At 37.6% G+C, this 19,890-nt stretch carries 17 protein-coding genes; 2 read left to right on the plus strand and 15 right to left on the minus strand.

Annotated features, from left to right (window positions below; genetic code table 11):
* Window positions 1-52 precede the first annotated feature (52 nt).
* The 8 genes from DIS06_RS00310 to DIS06_RS00345 all read right to left on the minus strand — a co-directional run bounded on the left by DIS06_RS00310 (window position 53) and on the right by DIS06_RS00345 (window position 10,282).
* Window positions 53-1,333, minus strand: a complete 1,281-nt coding sequence (locus DIS06_RS00310) for a dihydrolipoamide acetyltransferase family protein (RefSeq protein ID WP_110111259.1) — start codon at window positions 1,331-1,333, stop codon at window positions 53-55.
* Window positions 1,334-1,347: 14 nt separating this feature from the next.
* Entirely contained in the window at window positions 1,348-2,331 is a 984-nt protein-coding gene (locus DIS06_RS00315; protein ID WP_110111260.1) for an alpha-ketoacid dehydrogenase subunit beta, read from the minus strand.
* Window positions 2,332-2,344: 13 nt separating this feature from the next.
* The gene (locus DIS06_RS00320) at window positions 2,345-3,337 is read right to left on the minus strand and encodes a thiamine pyrophosphate-dependent dehydrogenase E1 component subunit alpha (RefSeq protein WP_110111553.1); all 993 of its coding nucleotides are present in this window, start codon (window positions 3,335-3,337) and stop codon (window positions 2,345-2,347) included.
* A 34-nt stretch (window positions 3,338-3,371) separates the two neighbouring features.
* Window positions 3,372-4,793, minus strand: coding sequence for a dihydrolipoyl dehydrogenase (lpdA, locus tag DIS06_RS00325; protein WP_110111261.1), 1,422 nt, complete (start codon window positions 4,791-4,793; stop codon window positions 3,372-3,374).
* An 18-nt stretch (window positions 4,794-4,811) separates the two neighbouring features.
* Window positions 4,812-5,918, minus strand: a complete 1,107-nt coding sequence (gene buk, locus DIS06_RS00330; RefSeq protein WP_110111262.1) for a butyrate kinase — start codon at window positions 5,916-5,918, stop codon at window positions 4,812-4,814.
* Between the two features lie 134 nt (window positions 5,919-6,052).
* Window positions 6,053-7,156 (minus strand): branched-chain amino acid dehydrogenase, encoded by a 1,104-nt coding sequence (gene bcd / locus DIS06_RS00335; protein ID WP_110111263.1) that lies wholly within the window; start codon window positions 7,154-7,156, stop codon window positions 6,053-6,055.
* 12 nt (window positions 7,157-7,168) lie between these two features.
* Window positions 7,169-8,083, minus strand: a complete 915-nt coding sequence (gene yqiS / locus DIS06_RS00340) for a phosphate butyryltransferase (RefSeq protein ID WP_110111264.1) — start codon at window positions 8,081-8,083, stop codon at window positions 7,169-7,171.
* A gap of 129 nt (window positions 8,084-8,212) precedes the next feature.
* Window positions 8,213-10,282 carry a sigma-54 interaction domain-containing protein gene (locus tag DIS06_RS00345; RefSeq protein ID WP_110111265.1) on the minus strand — a complete coding sequence of 690 codons (2,070 nt, stop codon included), beginning with the start codon at window positions 10,280-10,282 and terminating at the stop codon, window positions 8,213-8,215.
* A 153-nt stretch (window positions 10,283-10,435) separates the two neighbouring features.
* On the opposite strand from DIS06_RS00345, the gene DIS06_RS00350 reads away from it, so the two are divergent.
* Entirely contained in the window at window positions 10,436-10,696 is a 261-nt protein-coding gene (locus DIS06_RS00350; RefSeq protein ID WP_110111266.1) for a DUF2627 domain-containing protein, read from the plus strand.
* A 59-nt stretch (window positions 10,697-10,755) separates the two neighbouring features.
* Here DIS06_RS00350 and DIS06_RS00355 read toward each other — a convergent pair whose 3' ends face one another.
* Window positions 10,756-11,481, minus strand: coding sequence for a glycerophosphodiester phosphodiesterase (locus DIS06_RS00355; RefSeq protein WP_110111267.1), 726 nt, complete (start codon window positions 11,479-11,481; stop codon window positions 10,756-10,758).
* Window positions 11,482-11,604: 123 nt separating this feature from the next.
* Here DIS06_RS00355 and DIS06_RS00360 point away from each other — a divergent pair, with 123 nt between their 5' ends.
* Entirely contained in the window at window positions 11,605-11,745 is a 141-nt protein-coding gene (locus DIS06_RS00360; RefSeq protein ID WP_110111268.1) for a YycC family protein, read from the plus strand.
* A gap of 87 nt (window positions 11,746-11,832) precedes the next feature.
* Here DIS06_RS00360 and spo0A read toward each other — a convergent pair whose 3' ends face one another.
* The 6 genes from spo0A to dxs all read right to left on the minus strand — a co-directional run bounded on the left by spo0A (window position 11,833) and on the right by dxs (window position 19,884).
* Window positions 11,833-12,621, minus strand: a complete 789-nt coding sequence (gene spo0A, locus DIS06_RS00365; RefSeq protein ID WP_110111269.1) for a sporulation transcription factor Spo0A — start codon at window positions 12,619-12,621, stop codon at window positions 11,833-11,835.
* 354 nt (window positions 12,622-12,975) lie between these two features.
* Window positions 12,976-14,259, minus strand: a complete 1,284-nt coding sequence (spoIVB, locus tag DIS06_RS00370) for a SpoIVB peptidase (protein ID WP_110111554.1) — start codon at window positions 14,257-14,259, stop codon at window positions 12,976-12,978.
* Between the two features lie 326 nt (window positions 14,260-14,585).
* The gene (gene recN / locus DIS06_RS00375) at window positions 14,586-16,307 is read right to left on the minus strand and encodes a DNA repair protein RecN (protein ID WP_110111555.1); all 1,722 of its coding nucleotides are present in this window, start codon (window positions 16,305-16,307) and stop codon (window positions 14,586-14,588) included.
* 139 nt (window positions 16,308-16,446) lie between these two features.
* Entirely contained in the window at window positions 16,447-16,896 is a 450-nt protein-coding gene (gene ahrC / locus DIS06_RS00380; RefSeq protein WP_110111270.1) for a transcriptional regulator AhrC/ArgR, read from the minus strand.
* A 250-nt stretch (window positions 16,897-17,146) separates the two neighbouring features.
* The gene (locus tag DIS06_RS00385) at window positions 17,147-17,983 is read right to left on the minus strand and encodes a TlyA family RNA methyltransferase (RefSeq protein WP_110111271.1); all 837 of its coding nucleotides are present in this window, start codon (window positions 17,981-17,983) and stop codon (window positions 17,147-17,149) included.
* Window positions 17,980-19,884, minus strand: coding sequence for a 1-deoxy-D-xylulose-5-phosphate synthase (dxs, locus tag DIS06_RS00390; RefSeq protein ID WP_481746832.1), 1,905 nt, complete (start codon window positions 19,882-19,884; stop codon window positions 17,980-17,982). Before dxs ends, DIS06_RS00385 begins: the two co-directional genes overlap by 4 nt.
* Window positions 19,885-19,890: the final 6 nt, after the last annotated feature.

The following is a 19,890-nucleotide window of genomic DNA, read 5'->3' on the forward strand; positions in this document are numbered from 1 at the left end:
GTATAAAGCTCTATTTTAAACCACTCTCAACAATCACCTAGAATAAATATTCTTAATAAATGGATGTATGCTCTTTTGATGTGGTTTCAATAATTTCTTTGACTCTTGCTAAGAATTTCCCGCAAACTAAACCATCTAGTACACGATGATCTAATGACAAACATAAATTCACCATGTCTCGCACCGCAATCATTCCATGATCCATCACCACAGGACGTTTTACAATCGATTCTACTTGTAGAATGGCTGCTTGCGGATAATTAATAATCCCCATAGATTGAACAGATCCAAATGAGCCTGTATTGTTGACAGTGAACGTACCACCTTGCATATCTTCAGCTCTCAACTTACCTTGTTTTACTTTCGCTGCTAACTCTGAAATTTCACGGGCAATGCCTTTGATAGTCTTTTCATCTGCTTGCTTGATAACTGGAACAAACAATGCATCGTCTGTTGCTACAGCAATGGAAATATTAATCTCTTTCTTTTGAATGATTTTATCTCCCGCCCACATCGAATTAATTTGCGGAAATTCTTTTAGCGCCTGCGCAACTGCTTTTACAAAAAAAGCAAAGTACGTTAAATTGAATCCTTCTTTTTGTTTGAAACTTTCTTTTAACGAGTCACGATAGGCAACTAAATTTGTAGCATCAACTTCCACCATTGTCCAAGCATGGGGAGCTTCGTGCTTGCTACGCTTCATGTTTGCCGCGATCGCTTTACGTACACCTGAAATTGGGATTTCAATATCTCCCAATGCAGTTTCAATCGCTGGTGGAGCTGGTTGACTTGTGATAGTAGAGACCGTTTCAATCGTTCTTTCCTCTACCACTTTTGTTTCTTGAGTCGATGCTTCACATTTTGATTGTGAAGTGTTACCACTTTCCACGAATGCTAAAATATCTTTTCGCGTAATTCTACCACCTGCACCCGTTCCGTTCACTTGCTCTAAATTAATATCATTTTCTTGAGCTAAACGCAGAACTGCTGGAGAATAACGACGTTTATTGGATTGATCAACATTCATTGTTTGTTCAACTTTTCGTTCTACTTTTTTTGAATCCCCAGACGAATTAGCTTGACTGCTTTGACCTTCAACTTCAATCAAACAAATAACCTCTCCAACTGGTAATGTATCATCTTCGTTTACAATTAATTCTTTTATGATCCCACTGAAAGACGAAGGAATTTCAGCGTTTACTTTATCAGTCATCACTTCAGCTAACGGGTCATATTTATTTACTTTATCTCCTACAGATACAAGCCATTTACTAATCGTTCCTTCTGTCACACTTTCACCTAGCTGTGGCATCGTAATTTTTTCAATCGCCAATGTGATAACCTCCTTTAAAATTCAGCTAATTCTCGCATCGCTTTTTCAACTTTATCAGGGTTGACCATAAAATACTTCTCCATTGTTGGTGCATAAGGCATTGCTGGAATGTCAGGGCCTGCTAAGCGCTTAATGGGAGCATCTAAATCGAATAAACAATTCTCTGCAATAATCGCTGCTACTTCTCCAATAATGCTACCTTCTTTATTATCTTCCGTAACCAATAACACTTTACCTGTTTTAGAAGCTGCTTCAATAATGGCTTCTTTATCTAACGGATAAATGGTTCGCAAGTCTAAGATATGAGCAGAAATCCCATCTGCGGCCAGTTTTTCTGCCGCTTGAAGAGCAAAATGCACGCAAAGTCCGTATGTAATGACGGTAATATCATCTCCTTCACGCTTTACGTCCGCTTTACCAATAGGCAGTACATAATCGTCTTCTGGAACTTCTCCTTTAATTAAGCGATAAGCACGCTTATGTTCAAAGAATAAAACAGGGTCTTCATCACGAACCGCTGATTTTAATAACCCTTTTACGTCATACGGAGTAGAAGGCATGACAATCTTTAATCCAGGTTGATTAGCAAAAACAGCTTCAACCGACTGAGAATGATACAACGCCCCATGTACACCCCCGCCGTACGGAGCACGAATTGTAATTGGACAATTCCAATCATTATTCGATCGATAACGGATTCTAGAAGCTTCAGAAATAATTTGGTTAACAGCAGGCATAATAAAATCTGCAAACTGCATCTCAGCAATGGGTCTCATTCCGTACATCGCTGCACCAATACCAACACCTGCAATTGCTGATTCAGCTAATGGCGTATCAATCACTCTTTCTTCCCCAAACTGCTCATATAAACCATTTGTTGCTTTAAATACGCCGCCTTTTCGACCTACATCTTCTCCTAATACAAACACACGAGAATCACGTTCCATTTCTTCACGAATAGCCATTGTCACAGCGTCAATGTATGAAATTACTGGCATAGAGTGTTCCTCCTTACTCTCCGTAAACGTATTTTAATGCATCTTCAGCATTTGCATATGGTGCATTTTCAGCGTATTCTGTTGCTTCGTTAACAGCTTCCATGATTTCTGCATTAATCTGCTCTGCCATCTCATCACTTAGCACGCCAATTTCTTCTAAATACGTAGCAAATTTAATAATTGGATCATTTTGACGAGCTTCTGTTAATTCATCTTGACCACGGTAAATACGATCGTCGTCATCGCTCGAATGCGCTGTAAGACGATAAGAAACAGTTTCAACAAGCGTTGGTCCTTCTCCTTTTCGAGCTCGATCAGCTGCTTCTTTTACGACTTTATATACTTCTAGCGGGTCATTTCCGTCTACTGTATATCCTGGCATGCCATAGCCAATTGCACGATCTGATACATTTTCACACGCAAGCTGTTTTTCAACTGGAACCGAAATGGCATATTTATTATTTTCACACATGAAAATAACAGGTAGTTTGTGTACACCAGCAAAATTTGCTCCCTCATGAAAATCACCTTGGTTAGAGGAACCTTCACCAAACGTCACAAATGTGACTAAATCTTTCCCTTCCATACGTCCCGCTAATGCAACACCGACCGCATGAGGTACTTGAGTTGTTACTGGAGAAGAACCAGTTACAATACGTCGAGCTTTGCTCCCGAAGTGACCAGGCATTTGACGTCCACCTGAGTTAGGATCTTCTGCTTTAGCAAATCCGGATAACATTAAGTCTCGAGCTGTCATCCCAAATGTTAACACGACTCCCATATCACGGTAGTATGGTAATACATAATCCTTTTCACGATCTAAAGCAAATGCTGCTCCTACTTGTGCAGCTTCTTGACCTTGACAAGAGATGACAAACGGAACTTTTCCAGCACGATTTAACAGCCACATACGCTCATCTAACTTACGAGCTAACAGCATTGTTTTATACATTTCGACTACTTGTTCATCGCTTAACCCTAAAGACGCGTGACGGTTTTCTGTCATTTTCATTTTGACGGGCCTCCTTTTATTTTCCTCTTTAACTGTGTAATGCCTTTCCATCCACTGCTAATGCCGCTTCACCAATCGCTTCTGAAAGACTAGGATGAGGGTGAATTGTATGAGCAATTTCCCAAGGTGTTGCATCTAATACCTTTGCCAATCCAGCTTCTGAAATCATATCTGTTACATGTGGTCCAATCATATGTACACCTAGTACATCATCTGTTTGACAATCAGCAATGATTTTTACAAAGCCTTCTGATTTACCATATACAAGTGCTTTCCCAACTGCTTTAAAAGGAAATTTACCAATCTTTACATCATGTCCTTGTTCTTTTGCTTCTTTTTCAGTTAGTCCCACACTTGCAACTTCGGGACTACTGTACACACATTTTGAAATAGTTTGATAATTTATAGGGTCAGGATTCTGCCCTGCTAGATGTTCTACAGCAATGATTCCTTCATGAGAAGCAACATGCGCAAGCTGCAGTCCACCAATCACATCACCAATTGCATAAATATGTGATTCTTTCGTTTGATAGTATTCATTTGTTTCAATGACACCTTTATCAAACCTAATATCTGTATTCTCTAGTCCAATACCTTCTACATTCCCCTGTCTTCCTACAGATAATAAAAGCTTCTCAGCCATAAATACTTTCGTGCCATTGTCAATTTCCGCTGAAATTTCAATTCCTTGATTAATGGTTAATGAGTCTGGTAACACTTGTGCTGATGTGACAACGGTAATACCTTTTTTCGCTAGTAAACGTGTCATTTCTTTTGAAATTTCTACATCTTCTGTCGGTAAAATGCGGTCGCTATATTCTAATACGGTTACTTCTACATCAAAGTCAGCTAACATTGATGCCCATTCAATACCAATAACTCCCCCACCAACAATCACCATCGACTTCGGTAAATCTTTCATCTGTAACGCCTCATCAGATGTCACAACAAACTCCCCATCTACTTTCATACCTGGCAGTGTTCTCGGTCTTGAACCAGTTGCGATAATCACATTTTTCGGAAGTAACATTGCGTTCTCTTCGCCACTGTTTAATTCCACCGAAATGGTTCCAGGCATTGGCGAAAAAATCGATGGACCTAAAATGCGCCCAATCCCTTCGTATACATCAATTTTCCCCTTCTTCATTAACCCTTGAACACCATTATATAATTGAGACACAATTTTATTTTTGCGTTCTTGTACTCGTTGAAAGTTTAAGGTAACGTCACTTGTCACAACGCCATATTCACTACTTTCTTTTGTTGATGCGTATACTTCGGCACTTCTTAATAGCGCTTTACTTGGAATACAACCTGCATGCAAGCATGTACCCCCTAGCTTTTTCTTCTCCACGACCGCAACTTTTAACCCCAGTTGTGAGGCACGAATCGCCGCTACATATCCCCCTGTGCCGCCTCCTAGTATTACTAAATCGTATTCTGTAGCCATACTCTCCCACCTTTCTTCTTAAAAAGCTGTCGTCTTTATTTGTTTTCCAGGGTACTCTTTAGCTTGCTCTTCTCCCGATAAGACACGCAAAGCTCCTTCAGCTAACGCTTGTAGTTCATCTTCTCCGGGTGAGACGATTACATCAGCAATCCAATTAACTCGCTTCACAATGTTTTCTACAAATGTTTTAGAGTAAGCTAATCCTCCTGTTAAAATAATGGCATCTACTTTACCTGCTAATACGGCACTAGCTGCACCAATTTCTTTCGCTACTTGATAAGCCATAGCCTCATAAACGAGCTTCGCTTTTTCATCCCCTTTATTAGCGAGTGTTTCTACTTTTTGAGCATCAGAAGTATTAAGGTATCCGACAAGCCCACCTTTTCCAACAACCATTTTCATGATTTCTTCACGGTAATAACGCCCAGAAAAGCAAAGTTTGATGAGATCTCCGACCGGAACCGTTCCTGCTCTTTCAGGACTGAAAGGCCCGTCACCGTGTAAACCGTTGTTTACATCAATAACTTTTCCCTTGTCATGAACACCGACTGTAATGCCTCCACCCATATGCGTTACAATTAATGAAAGCTCTTCATATTTACCATCTAGCTGCTTTGCTACTTTACGCGCAACTGCTTTTTGATTCAACGCGTGAAAAATACTTTTTCTCTCAATTAAAGCGAAACCGGAAATACGAGCAATATCATCTAATTCATCTACTACGACAGGGTCTACAATGTAAGAAGGAATGTTAAGTCCTGAAGCAATTTCGTATGCAAGAATGCCACCTAAATTTGAAGCATGATGACCTGCATACCCATCTTTCAAATCTTGAAGCATTAAGTCATTAACAGCGTATGTACCTCCCTCAATCGGACGTAGTAAACCTCCTCTTCCACATACTGCACTCACTTTTGATAAATTAATTCCTTCTTCATCAAGTGCTTGTAAAATGGATTGTTTTCGAAACTCGTATTGATCATAAATTGTTTTATATTGATTTAAAACATCCGCATCATAACGAATGGTACGATCAAAAATAGGTTTTTCATTATGAAACACACCAATTTTTGTAGAGGTAGATCCAGGGTTAATGACAACAATCCGGTAGTCTTGCATTTCCAACGTAAAATCCTCCTACATGTAAAGAATGAAAGAAAAGGGAAGCTCTGTATCAAAGCAAGGCAAACGACACCCCGCTTGACACAAATGAATGCCAACACCCTTTTCTATATAAACAATAATCAATCATTCCTTTATTAACGAGATTGACGGCGACTTAAAATGTTCTGTCCGTTTTGTAGAAACTGACTACGTGAACGGCGAAGTGTTTCAATACGTTCCTCTGCTAAACGATCCGCCGCTAAATAAGTTGGAATACCGTCACGCTTTGAGATGTCAAATACACTTGCAATATTATCGTAGATTCCTTCTACTTTTTTCAATGCACGCTCACGATTGTAGCCAATTAATTCATCTGCTACGTTAATAACACCACCGGCATTGATGACGTAATCGGGAGCATACACAATGCCTAACTCGTGAATAAGATCGCCATGTCTCGTTTCTTTTAATTGATTATTCGCTGCTCCTGCAATAACTTTTGCTTTTAAATGGGGAATGGTTTCATCATTAATTGTGGCGCCTAATGCACAAGGAGCGTAAATGTCACAATCCACACTATAAATATCACTTGGATCTACAGCTTGTGCACCAAACTGCTCCACAACACGTTGCACCGCTTCTTTATTAATGTCTGTGACAATTAACTTTGCACCTTCTTCATGAAGATGACGACATAAGTTATATGCGACGTTTCCAACACCTTGTACAGCAATGACTTTCCCTTCAAGTGAATCTGTACCAAATGCTTCTTTCGCTGCCGCTTTCATCCCGCGATATACACCATATGCTGTTACAGGTGAAGGGTTACCTGATGAACCAAAGGCAGGAGAAACACCTGTTACGTAATCCGTTTCTTGATAGATAATATCCATGTCTTCAACTGTTGTTCCTACATCCTCTGCTGTAATGTAACGACCATTTAACCCTTGGATGAAACGACCAAATGCACGGAACATTGCTTCATTTTTATCTTTACGAGGATCTCCAATAATAACCGTTTTTCCTCCACCTAAATTCAGTCCTGCAGCTGCATTTTTATAGGTCATTCCTTTAGCAAGGCGCAATGCATCTTCAATTGCAGATGCTTCTGTATCATAAGTCCACATTCTTGTTCCACCTAAAGCAGGACCAATTGTTGTATCATGGATAGCAATAATTGCTTTTAAACCTGACTCTTTATCTTGACAGAATAATAATTGCTCATAATCGTACGTTTCCATGTATTTAAAGATTTCCATTTTTTATTCCTCCTAGTATGACTGGTAATTTGCAACACATATCGCTAAAGCAAGAGAATACAACTTACTTTCTGACGAATCTGCACGAGATGTTAGCACAATAGGGGCCTTCGCACCTGCAATAACAGCTCCTACTTTCGCTTTTGCAAAATACACAAGAGATTTATATAAAACATTGCCAACTTCAATCGCTGGAACGAGTAGGATATCAGCTTGACCAGCCACTTCCCCTGTAATCCCTTTATGATGAGCGGCTTGACTACTAATTGCATTATCTAATGCAAGAGGACCATCAATGATGCAATTTATAATTTGACCTCTTTTATTCATTTGTGTTAGCAATGCAGCTTCCGTTGTTGCTTGCATCTTTTCATTTACTACTTCTACAGCAGCAATCGGAGCCACTTTCGGTGTGTTGACTCCTAATGCTCTTGCAACTTGAACTGCGTTCTGCGTAATTTGCACTTTTTCTTGTAACGTAGGCTGAATATTCATCGCTGCATCCGTTACAAAAACAAGTTTCTTGTAATCTGGCACTTCAAAAACTGCTACGTGAGAAAGAATATTTCCTGTACGCAATCCATACTCTTTATTTAAAACTGCTTTTAATATAACGGATGTCGAAAGATGACCTTTCATTAACAACTGTGCTTCCTGATTATAAACAGCTTTCACTGCAAGAGAAGCAGCTTCTTGCACACTTTGTGCATCAACAATCTGCACAGAAGAATTCTCTAATAGAGAAGGGCAATACTGGAGAATCATGTTGTTTATCTTTTGTTCATTCCCAAACAAAATAAATTGTGCCAGCTTTCTCGAAATGGCTTCATATACAGCTTCAATTGTTTCACGATCATCCGCTGCTGCAACAGCTACTGTTAACAGATTCACACTCGTTGCTTGTTCTACTAATGCTGCTAGCTTCATGTTCGACTCTACCTTTCATCTATATTCATCATCCACTATTATTACTTGCAAGTATCGTGCCAACTTTAACGATATGTAAAATCACACTTTTACAAAAATGAATATGCAATAAATTGCACACTACGCAAATTATTGCATGCCATCTTTTGCAATTTTAAATTTTTCCACTTTATAATATAACGATCTAAGTGATATCCCTAATTGCTTGGCTGTTTTTGTTTTGTTATATTTGTTTACCATTAGTGCTTGTTTTAATACTTTCGCTTCATACTCCTCTAATAAATTCGACAAGTCCTTATTATTAAGGAATCCATTTTCTTCTTGTTGAATTGTGTTTTTCACTTGATCCCCTTCTAGCGTCGGTAAATGGTGAAGATCAATCAACACTTCGCTATAGTTCATATAAATAATAGCTCGCCCTAAAATGTTTTCTAACTCTCGCACATTTCCCGGCCAATGATATGATCGTAAGGCAGCAAGCGCATCTGCTGTTAAACCTTCCACATTCCGACCGTAATCTTGATTAATTTTTGTGATCAAGTGTTGCGCTAGTGAATTAATATCTTCTTTTCGATAACGAAGCGGAGGAATTTGAATGGGGATTTTATTTAATCGATAATATAAGTCTTCCCTTACTTTCCCGCTCACAATTCCTTTCTCTAGATTTACATTTGTCGCAGCAATCACTCGCACGTTAATCGGAATTGGCGTCGTTCCGCCGACTCGAACAATTTCTTTTTCTTGTAAAACGCGTAATAATTTTGCTTGCATACTAGCTGATAACTCACCAATTTCATCTAAAAAGATACTGCCATTATTCGCTTCCTCAAATAACCCTCGTTTCCCGCCACGCTTTGCCCCGGAAAAAGCTCCTTCCTCATAACCAAATAATTCACTTTCTAATAAAGATTCTGATAAAGCAGCGCAATTAACACGAACAAATTTGTTATATTTCCGATTACTTGCATTGTGAATAGCATGAGCAAATAACTCTTTTCCTGTCCCAGATTCTCCCCTTAACAACACAGTTGCTGGTGTTTTTGCTCCAAGTTTCGCTTGTTCAATAGCTAACTGAAACTCTTCTGATTTGCCGATAATATCATCAAACGAGTATTTCGCTTCTAAGGTACGAATAATTTGCCTTGCTCGATTTAATTCAACTGTTAATTGTTGAATTTCAGACATGTCATGAATGACCCCTACACTTCCATTTAACTTTCCATCAACAATAACTGGTGCTACATTAACAATTACGGCTTTCTTATTTGGTCCTACTTTCATACTGACTCCACGAACAGGCCTTCTTGTTTGTAACACTTTCATATGCATACTTTCGCCTTCCGAGATATCAGCTGTCGCAGGTTTCCCAATGACATCTTCTTCTTTCAACCCCGTTAGCTTCGTGTACGCTGGGTTAATTAATAGCCCTCTTCCTTTTTCATCTACCACTGAAATTGCTTCTTCTGATGACTGAATAATTGCTTCTAACATCGTTTGGATTTCTTTTAAATTTGTTACCTCTTCTGCTAAGTCCACCACTTCTGTAATATCTTTAAAGATGGAAAAGGCACCAAATAATTCTCCAGCTTCATTTAACATTGGAATTCGAGATGTTATGATTTTTCGACCATTTTGCAACAAGAACTTTTGGTTGCGATCTGTCTTTCTTGTTTGTAACGTGAGCGGCAACTGACTGGTTGGAATGACATCGTGAATATGTTTACCAATCACAACTCCCTTTTGTAAACCCGTTACTCTTTCCGCACTACGATTAAATAAAGTAATAATCCCTTTTTCATCAATGACAATCATGCCGTCATGAGTAGAATTAAAAATTAAGTCGTACTTATACGATTCATTTTTAAAGCGATTTACCAATTCTTCTTTTTCATCCATCAACTCAGATGTCATATGAGCTACAGCTCCAGGAACTAACACAGCTCCCTCCGGCTTTTCTTGATATAATTCATAAAACATTGATTGATTACCTGTAGCATCAATGATGATATCAATGTTTTGCTGCATAAAATCACGCCAGTTTGTACTCGTCTGGATACCATTTTTTTTCGCAAAAATCATACCAGGTGCATGTTCGTTTTTATCAGCAATGGCATAGATATTTAATATGTCTGCTTCCATCACCATCTTTAAAACCGTTAGTCCACCTTTTCCAGCTCCAACAATTAACACATTTTGCATCATGTTCCCCCTCTTTAAAAACGTTTACTTCTTCAAAAGCATGTTTGCAACTTTTTGCATAGTATTATCATAATGAATAACAAAGTGTCTTGACAATTTTTTTCATTGTTTTATCATTTTAATTATAGAAATGAATCTAGAAAGGGCGTTCAAATGATACGTATAATTGCTTTACTAATTTTACTTATTCCTGGAGCATTAGCAGGTTACGGCATTAAACTTATGCGTGACATGGTTTTTGGTGTATTACAACCGCCTTTCACATCCCTTTTTGTTCAATTCTCAGCAGGATTACTCTTGTTTTTAGCTGGGTTAGGGTTTGTCGCTGGCTTTATCTTGCACCGTGATCGTAAGCGAAATAAAGTACAAGCTCGTTTTCAACAAAAAAAACAAGCAACACCTATTCAAAAATAACAAAAGCTACCTCATGCACATATGAGATAGCTTTTTTATTTGGCTTTATTTTAAATTGATTAAAAAGACACTTTAAATGTTTGTACCATTTTTTCTGGATAGTCAGTAATAACGGCCTCGCATCCATATTTATACATTTGTTTCGCTATATTCACATCATTGATTGTATACGGCCTTACTTTTAATGAGAAATCACGAGATACATCGACATTCACTTCATTAACGGTGCGATAGTTAGGGTGCAGCGCTTTGGCTCCTAGGTGCTGCGCATATATCCATGGCTCAAATAACGGGTATGAATACAAGACAGCCGTTTCAAGGTTTGAGTCTAACGATATTACTCTTGCTAAACTATTATGATTAAATGATGAGATAATGACTCGATTCTGCATATTATATTTGTAGATAAGATCAATAACCTTCATTTCCATATATGCATACTCAAAAATATTATTTTTCAACTCAATGTTTACTTCTGTTAATTGTTCACTGGCCCATTGTAGTACTTCTTCTAAAGTTGGAATCGGACACACTCCATATCGCTTTTTAAATTTATAGCTAGCATCTAACTTCTTTATTTCTGCATACGTTAAGTCTTTTACATACCCTTTTCCATTTGTGGTTCGGTCTACTTTTTCATCATGAATGACAACAAGCTCATTATCTTTTGTCATATGTACATCTAACTCAATGCCATCTGCTCCTACTCGAATCGCTTCTTTAAAAGAAATCATCGTGTTTTCAGGGTGCGTGCCAGCCGCACCTCTATGTCCAAATATACGCAATGCCCACAACTCCTTTTTCTCGTTTTTCTTACCATAACATTATTTAAGAAAAAAGCCTGTCTTTTTACATTATTTTTGCTATACTTACACATACATTTTACATTTGAAAGGAAGTTGTTATGTATGAAACCTTTACAAATTTCACCCGAAACAGCGGTTAAGTTAGCAGAAAAGTTAAATGTTCCTCTTGAACAACTCATGCACATGCCTCAGCATATTTTATTACAAAAATTAGCACAATTAAATGAAGACAAAAACGACTAAAATCGCAAAATGCCTTGCCTGCAACATCTAGGAGTGACTAGATAGCGAGGCAAGGCATTTTACTATATAACGTTATTCATCAGCCCTTCAAGAGGCTTTATGCTCTAAACGTAATTTATCAGCAACCATGGCGATGAATTCAGAGTTTGTTGGTTTTGCTTTTGTCATGCTAACTGTGTATCCAAAAAGGGAAGAGATCGAATCAATGTTACCACGGCTCCACGCCACTTCAATAGCATGTCGAATTGCACGCTCTACACGACTTGCAGTTGTGTTATATTTTTTTGCAATGTCTGGATATAACACTTTTGTAATAGAGCCTAACAACTCAATATCTTTATATACCATCGAAATCGCTTCACGTAAATACAAATAACCTTTAATGTGTGCCGGCACACCAATTTCGTGAATAATGCTGGTAATGTTGGCATCTAAGTTATTAGATTTCGTTTCACGCTGCGTTCTCATAGAAGATGAATGATGCTTAATAACAGAAGATGATTTTCCACTTACTTGACGAATATGATCGACTAAGTTTTCCATATCAAATGGCTTTAAGATGAAGTACGCTGCTCCTAAATCTACAGCTTTCTTCGTTACATCTTCTTGTCCAAACGCCGTAAGCATAATGACATTTGGGTAGTTATCTTTCTTCATGTCTTTAAGCTGACTTAATACGGCTAGTCCATCAAGGTGAGGCATAATAATATCTAAAACAAGAACATCAGGATCTTTTTCTTTCAACATTGACAAACATTCTTGTCCATTATAAGCTACGCCAATTACTTCCATGTCATCTTGATCTGAAATATAATCCTCTAGTAAGCCTATTAACTCTCTGTTGTCGTCAACTAAACAAACTTTGATCTTCTTCACAACAGATTCCTCCTCAATCCCTTAAAGTTATATATCGATTCATAAACGATTCCTATCCTTTATTCTAATGAATGATTTCGACAATGCAACAAGTTTTCCTTTATTTTTTTGAAAAAAACTCAAATTACTGGAAAATCTATTATTTTCTTCTTTATTCTTCTTTTTTCGACTCGGATTACAAGTTGACAATTGTATTTTTTTTATGTTCAAGTTAACCAATTTACATAAACTGAGTTATTTCCTAAAATGATGAACGAGTTAAGAACTGACACCATTCTACTCTAAGGGGTTTAAAACCTGGTTTTTCAACTTATTAACTTATATTACTACAAAAGAAAAGACGAACTAGTATAGTTAGCTCGCCTTCTTTTGACTACTTTCATAAATATTAATTCCTGCTTCACTTAGCATCCATTCAATGTGCACACCATATCCTGATGTTGGATCATTTACGAATACGTGTGTAACAGCTCCTACTACTTTTCCATCTTGAATAATTGGACTTCCACTCATCCCTTGCACAATTCCTCCTGTTTTATCTAACAGTTCAGAATCCGTAATCTTAATAACCATTCCTTTTGTTGCTGGGAATTTTTGCGGGATTGTACTGACAATCTCGACATCAAATTCTTCAACTTCATCGTCATCGACAACAGTGAGAATTTTTGCGGGCCCTTCTTTTACTTGATGAGATAAGGCAATAGGTAACGGCTTATCCATGACGCCGTTTTCAATTTTTGAAGAAAGTCTTCCAAAGATACCAAACGGGCTATTTCGAGTAATATTGCCAATGATTTCTTTATCTTCTGAAAATCGAGCTAACTTTTCTCCTGGTACACCATTTGTTCCTTTTTCAATGGATGTAACAGTTGACCTTACAATTTGACCATTCTCTACAACAATTGGCTTTTTCGTGTCCATATCAGAAATAACATGACCTAGAGCACCGTATTTTTGAGACTTTGGATCATAAAAAGTCATAGTCCCAATTCCTGCAGCTGAATCACGAATATAAAGTCCAATTCGATAAGCATAGTCTTGTTTATCTTTTAGAGGAATTAACTTCGTTTGAAATTTGTTTTTCTCACGGATGAGTTCTAAATGCAAAGGGTCACCTGTTTTACCTGATTGTTGAATAAACGGTGTAATATCACTCATCTTTTCGATTGTTGTACCATTGATTTTTGTAATCATATCTCCAACTTGAATACCTGCAATTTCTCCTGGAGATTGTTTACCTTCTTTTGTATCAACTTGATGATATCCTACGACTAGCACACCACGCGAATTCAGTTTTACACCTATTGATTGTCCACCGGGAATAACTTTAAAATCAGAGAGAACTTGCACATCCACTTGTTTAACAGGAACACCTGCAAAATGAAGCATAAGTTCTTCTTTTCCAATTTCTTTTCCTGCGATTGTTAGCTTTGAATCAGCTTGATGAATATCATAAATACTTGATTCTTCGTCCATAGACGACACAGGTAAAGCCGTATCCATTTCAACGGTTTGATTTTCAAACACAACGATTTTCTTTGGGATATTTACATACTGTTGTAACTTCGGGAAAAAACCTACCATAATGAGTGAAACAAGGAGAATTACGCCTGTTATATATCTATATCTGTTTAGCATATCATTTTCCACTCTCCTCGCTTCCTATCCACACCATAACTTTATGGCTACATCTTTACTTTTACCTTCTTGCACTTCATTTATAACTGCATCGAGAAAAAACTCTTGAATTTCATTTAGAATTTAATTCATTTCCTTTACATACTAAACAAAGGCTAAAAAATCCGACAGCAAACCGACACCAAAATATTCTTGCACAAAAACCCTTGCCTGTTTATCCATCGATATTTCACTGGACTTTATAGGCAAGGGCTTTTATGACCTAAATGGAATGAGTTATTTTTTCCCTCTTTAACACACTCCTTATTCTTATTTACTTGTCATCATTATACTTGTTTTATTTTTTCAGCTAGTAATAGCAATTCTTTTGCATGTTCCTTTGTCAAATCCGTTATTTCAACACCAGCAATCATGCGACCAATCTCTTTGATTTTCTGTTCATTAGTTAACGGATCTACACTGGTCGTCGTTCGGTTTTCTTTGACTGTTTTAGATATAAATAAATGAGTATCTGCCATGGCAGCCACTTGTGGTAAATGAGAAATACATAATACTTGTGAGTTCACCGCAATATGATAAATCTTTTCTCCAATCGATTGAGCCACTCGTCCACTTACGCCTGTGTCTACTTCATCAAAAATAATGGACGTCACGCCTTGGTGTTGAGAGAAAATACTTTTTAACGCCAACATAATACGCGATAACTCTCCACCTGATGCGACTTTAGCTAGTGGTTTTAACGGTTCTCCTGGATTGGTTGAAATATAAAATTCTATGTGATCAATCCCATCTTTCGTAAACTTAACTGGTTTATTATCAATGATTAAGTCGGTTGCAGATGCATTGATTTGATTTATTTTGATTTCAAATACCGTCTTCGCCATGTACAATTCTTTTAATTCGTAATGGATTTGTTCGGTTAGTTGGTGCGCTAATTTCTTTCGAGCAGCAGAAACATTCATAGCTTCTACTAACAAGTCATGCGCAATGCTATCTAATTGCTCTTTCATTTTGCTAACATGTGTATCGCGATTTTTAATTTTATCAATTTCATCTTCAATTGCCGCACCATACGCTAGAATTTCTTCAACGGACTGCCCATATTTACGCTTTAGATAATTAATTTCATTCAATCTGGTTTCAATAAAATCTAACCTTTTAGGATCATATTCTAACAAGTCTAATTGCTGCCTGATTTTATATGACACATCTTCTAATTGATAGAAACAATTAGATACGGTTTCAGATATCTCTTCATATTCTCTTTCGATGTTGGCAATATCTTCTGTGTTGTTCATTGCTAAGCTGACCCAATCTAATCCTTTGTGCTCACCATGTAGCGCATTGTATGCATCATTTAAGGAAGAGTATATCTTTTCAAAATTAGCAATTTTCATTCGTTCTTCTGTTAGCCGCTCGTCTTCTTGTGGTTGCAAATCAGCTGTTTGAATTTCATCTAGTTGAAACTGAATTAAATCAAGACGATGGGCCATCTTTTGTTCATTATCTGTTAACTGTTCTAGTTGCTTTTTTAAATTCGTATATTTCTGGAATAATTGACGATACTCACTTAATGCACGTTCAATGTTTTCCCCACCATATTGATCTAACAGCATTAAATGACGATCTTGGTTCATTAAATCTTGATGCTCGTGTTGTCCGTGAATATCAACAAGTGTTTGTCCAATTTCGCGCAAAACAGCTAGCGTTACTAATTTACCATTTACACGACAAATACTTTTTCCGTTTGTTGTAATTTCACGTCTTAGCACCATCATACCATCATCAACTTCCACACCTACTTGTGCAGCTTTCTCATAACATGGATGGTTGTCCTCAATTAAAATAAGTCCTTCAATTTCTGCTCGGTTCGTTCCGTGACGAACAAACTCTGAAGAACCTCTACCTCCAACAAGCAAATGAATAGCATCAATAATAATGGATTTTCCTGCCCCTGTTTCACCAGTCAAAACAGTCAAACCTTTTTCAAACGAAATAGACAAGGATTCAATAATTGCAAAATTCTTAATTGATAACTCTGCTAACAACAAGATTCACGCACCTTTATTGCACTCAAAAAAGATGTTTGTCACTCAACATCTGTTTGAGGTATTTTAGTTCAAGTTATGTTTGAGTTGTTTATCGTTACCAAGAAAATCGAAAAACCCCCTATTAAGGGAGCTTACGTTAAAGCATCTCTAAGAAACGATTTGAAATGACTTCTGTATCTTCAGGAGTGCGACAAATAATTAAACACGTGTCATCTCCACAGATTGTCCCTAAAATTTCTTCCCAATCTAAGTGATCAATTAACGCACCAATCGCATTAGCATTACCTGGGAGTGTTTTCATTACAAGCATGTGACCAGCCGCATCAATTTTAACAAACGCATCCATTAAAGATCGTTTTAGTTTTTGAAGCGGGTTAAAGCGTTGATCAGCAGGTAGACTATATTTATACCTTCCATCCATTAAAGGCACTTTCACTAGGTGTAATTCTTTAATGTCACGAGATACAGTTGCTTGTGTAACATTAAACCCTTGATTTTTTAAAATATCAACTAATTCATCTTGAGTTTCAATGTCGTTGTTTGTAATAATGTCACGAATTTTTATATGTCTCTGTCCTTTATTCATCTTGGCACCTCACGCTTTTATCAAAATTTCAATTTTATTTAATAAAATAATTGTCCCTTACAACTATGAATGAATGTGTAGAAGAATCAACTCATATTTCAGCTGAACCATCGTTCTTTACAGTTATAATCGTTACGAAAAAATGAAAGCAATCGTATCAACTTGATCATATCTCCTTCACCTCTAAAAAGAAAGATGATCAAATTGCCAATGTCAGCACACGTCATGCCTACTGACATTGGTGATTTCATTATTGTTCCTGTTTTTTTGCTTTTAACGTCTCATGTGCCTCTTTTACGGTCTGTTCTACACTTTTATGAGATACATTCTCTCCGACTTCTCTTTCACCTAACCATCGTAAGTGAAGCAAAAATTCGATATTTCCATCTCCACCCGTAATTGGTGAAAATGACATATCTTGTACATTGTATCCTTGTTTCAGTGAAAAATCGACCATTTGTTGCAATACTTCTTCATGGACTTTTTCATCTCGAACAATCCCTTTTTTACCAACTTGTTCTCTTCCTGCTTCAAATTGTGGCTTAACAAGCGCTACCACATCACTAGTTGAGACTAACAATGTTTTTAAGACCGGTAAAATCAAGCGGAGCGAGATGAACGATACATCAATTGATGCAAATTCAGGCATACCTCTTTCAAGATCGGCTGGGGTTACGTAACGAAAGTTCGTTCTCTCCATAACCACCACTCGCTCATCTTGCCTTAATTTCCAGGCTAACTGGTTATATCCTACATCAAGCGCATACGACATGACTGCTCCATTTTGTAAGGCACAATCTGTAAATCCACCTGTTGACGCTCCAATATCAATCATGATTTTCCCTGTTACATCAACATCAAATTCATTTAATGCTTTTTCAAGCTTAAACCCTCCACGACTGACATAAGGCATAACAGCTCCTTTAATAGATAAGGGGATATCTCTCTGTACCTTTTCTCCTGGTTTGTCTAAGCGATTCCCATCTGAATACACAAGACCAGCCATTACTGTACGCTTGGCCTTTTCTCTTGTATCTACTAAACCTCTTTCAACTAATAAAACATCTACTCGTTCTTTTTTTGTCAACGTACCTCAAGCCCTTTATGTTTTAATTGCATTAATTTTATTATACGTTTTACCGCTTCTTCAGTTGTAAAATCGATTTCTTGTAGTAATTCATTGACACTCCCATGCTCGATAAAATAGTCTGGGATTCCCATTCGCTCAATTTTAGCAGTATAGTAACCATGCTCAGCGGCGAACTCAAGTACACCACTACCAAAACCACCTTGTAAAACTGCTTCTTCCATAGTAAGGATTGGTTTTTGTGATTTAAAAATAGAGTGAAGCATGTTTTCGTCCATCGGCTTAATAAAGCGAGCGTTAACTACTTCCACCGAAATACCTTGTTCTTTTAATAGTGTAGCTGCTTCAAAGGCCATCTGCAAAGTAGGACCAAATGTCAAAATCGTTGCATCTGTTCCTTCTTCAAGTACTTCCCACGTTCCAATAGGAATTGCCTTAAGCTCTTTATCTAACGGAACGCCTAGACCATTTCCTCTTGGATATCGAAGGGCGATTGGTCCATCATAGGTTAGAGCGGTTTTCACCATATGTTGACCTTCATTTTCATCTTTGGGCATCATGAGCACCATGTTCGGTAAATGGCGCAAGAATGCAATGTCAAAGACACCCTGATGCGTTTCACCATCTGCCCCAACAAGGCCTGCACGATCGATTCCAATAAATACATTTAGATTTTGACGGCAAATATCGTGAACAACTTGATCATACGCTCTTTGTAAGAATGTAGAGTAAATAGCTAAAAATGGTTTCATCTCCTGCGTGGCAAGTCCTGCTGCCATCGTAGTAGCATGCTGTTCAGCAATTCCTACATCATACATACGTTCTGGAAACTCTTTTTGAAAACTTTCTAATTTTGAACCAACCGGCATTGCTGGGGTAATTGCTACAACACGTGAATCTTCACGAGCAATTGTTCGTACAGTTTCGCTCACTAGCTTACTCCAAGCAATTGGAGGTGTCGTTTTCGGCTTAATAAAGTCCCCAGATTCAATTTTATAAGGGCCTGTTCCATGCCAGGTGCCAACTTTATCAGACTCTGCCGGTAAATACCCTTTTCCTTTTTTCGTAATTACGTGAACGATGACCGGACCCTTTGTTTTTTTCGCATAATGAAGATTTTCAAACAATTCTTCATAATTATGACCATCTACCGGCCCTAAATAGGTGAAGCCTAAATCTTCAAAAAACATCCCAGAAATGAACATATATTTTAAACCATCTTTTACACGTTCAGCCGTTGAAGCCAACTTCCCACCAACAGCTGGCACTTTTTTGAGTAATACTTCTAATTCATCTTTTACCCAATTGTATTTTCCAGCTGTACGGAGACGACCTAACACACTGTGAAGCGCGCCTACATTCGGTGCAATTGACATTTCATTATCGTTTAAAATCACAATCATATCTTTTTGTTCATGCCCAATATGATTCAATGCTTCAAGTGCCATTCCACCTGTAAGAGCCCCATCACCAATAATCGGGATAATGTATTCGTCAGTTTTCTTTAAATCTCTCGCAACAGCCATTCCCATTGCCGCTGAAAGAGAGGTAGAGCTATGTCCTGTTTCCCATACATCGTGTTCACTTTCATTTCGCTTAGGAAACCCACACAGTCCTTTATATTGACGTATCGTTTCAAAATCACAAGCACGACCTGTTAAAATTTTGTGAACATAAGATTGGTGTCCTACATCAAAAATAAATTTATCTTTTGGACTATCAAATATTGTATGTAAAGCAACGGTTAATTCTACGACACCTAAGTTTGGCCCAATATGCCCACCCGTTACAGCTAACTTTGTAATTAGAAATTGGCGAATTTCTTCACTTAATGCCTCGAGTTGTTCTCTAGACATCGTTTTCAAAAACGCAGGATTCTTTATCGTTGTAAGATCCAACATGGATCA

Source organism: Bacillus sp. CGMCC 1.16541, from assembly GCF_003184905.1.
Taxonomy (GTDB): Bacteria; Bacillota; Bacilli; order Bacillales; family Bacillaceae_H; genus Priestia.

What these genes read in the sequence shown, in the direction of transcription:
- DIS06_RS00315 (WP_110111260.1), bottom strand. Translation starts at nt 2,331, where the DNA reads ATGCCAGTAATTTCATACATTGACGCTGTGACAATGGCTATTCGTGAA.
- DIS06_RS00320 (WP_110111553.1), bottom strand. Translation starts at nt 3,337, where the DNA reads ATGACAGAAAACCGTCACGCGTCTTTAGGGTTAAGCGATGAACAAGTA.
- lpdA (WP_110111261.1), bottom strand. Translation starts at nt 4,793, where the DNA reads ATGGCTACAGAATACGATTTAGTAATACTAGGAGGCGGCACAGGGGGA.
- bcd (WP_110111263.1), bottom strand. Translation starts at nt 7,156, where the DNA reads ATGGAAATCTTTAAATACATGGAAACGTACGATTATGAGCAATTATTA.
- yqiS (WP_110111264.1), bottom strand. Translation starts at nt 8,083, where the DNA reads ATGAAGCTAGCAGCATTAGTAGAACAAGCAACGAGTGTGAATCTGTTA.
- DIS06_RS00345 (WP_110111265.1), bottom strand. Translation starts at nt 10,282, where the DNA reads ATGCAAAATGTGTTAATTGTTGGAGCTGGAAAAGGTGGACTAACGGTT.
- DIS06_RS00350 (WP_110111266.1), top strand. Translation starts at nt 10,436, where the DNA reads ATGATACGTATAATTGCTTTACTAATTTTACTTATTCCTGGAGCATTA.
- DIS06_RS00360 (WP_110111268.1), top strand. Translation starts at nt 11,605, where the DNA reads ATGAAACCTTTACAAATTTCACCCGAAACAGCGGTTAAGTTAGCAGAA.
- spoIVB (WP_110111554.1), bottom strand. Translation starts at nt 14,259, where the DNA reads ATGCTAAACAGATATAGATATATAACAGGCGTAATTCTCCTTGTTTCA.
- ahrC (WP_110111270.1), bottom strand. Translation starts at nt 16,896, where the DNA reads ATGAATAAAGGACAGAGACATATAAAAATTCGTGACATTATTACAAAC.
- dxs (WP_481746832.1), bottom strand. Translation starts at nt 19,884, where the DNA reads ATGTTGGATCTTACAACGATAAAGAATCCTGCGTTTTTGAAAACGATG.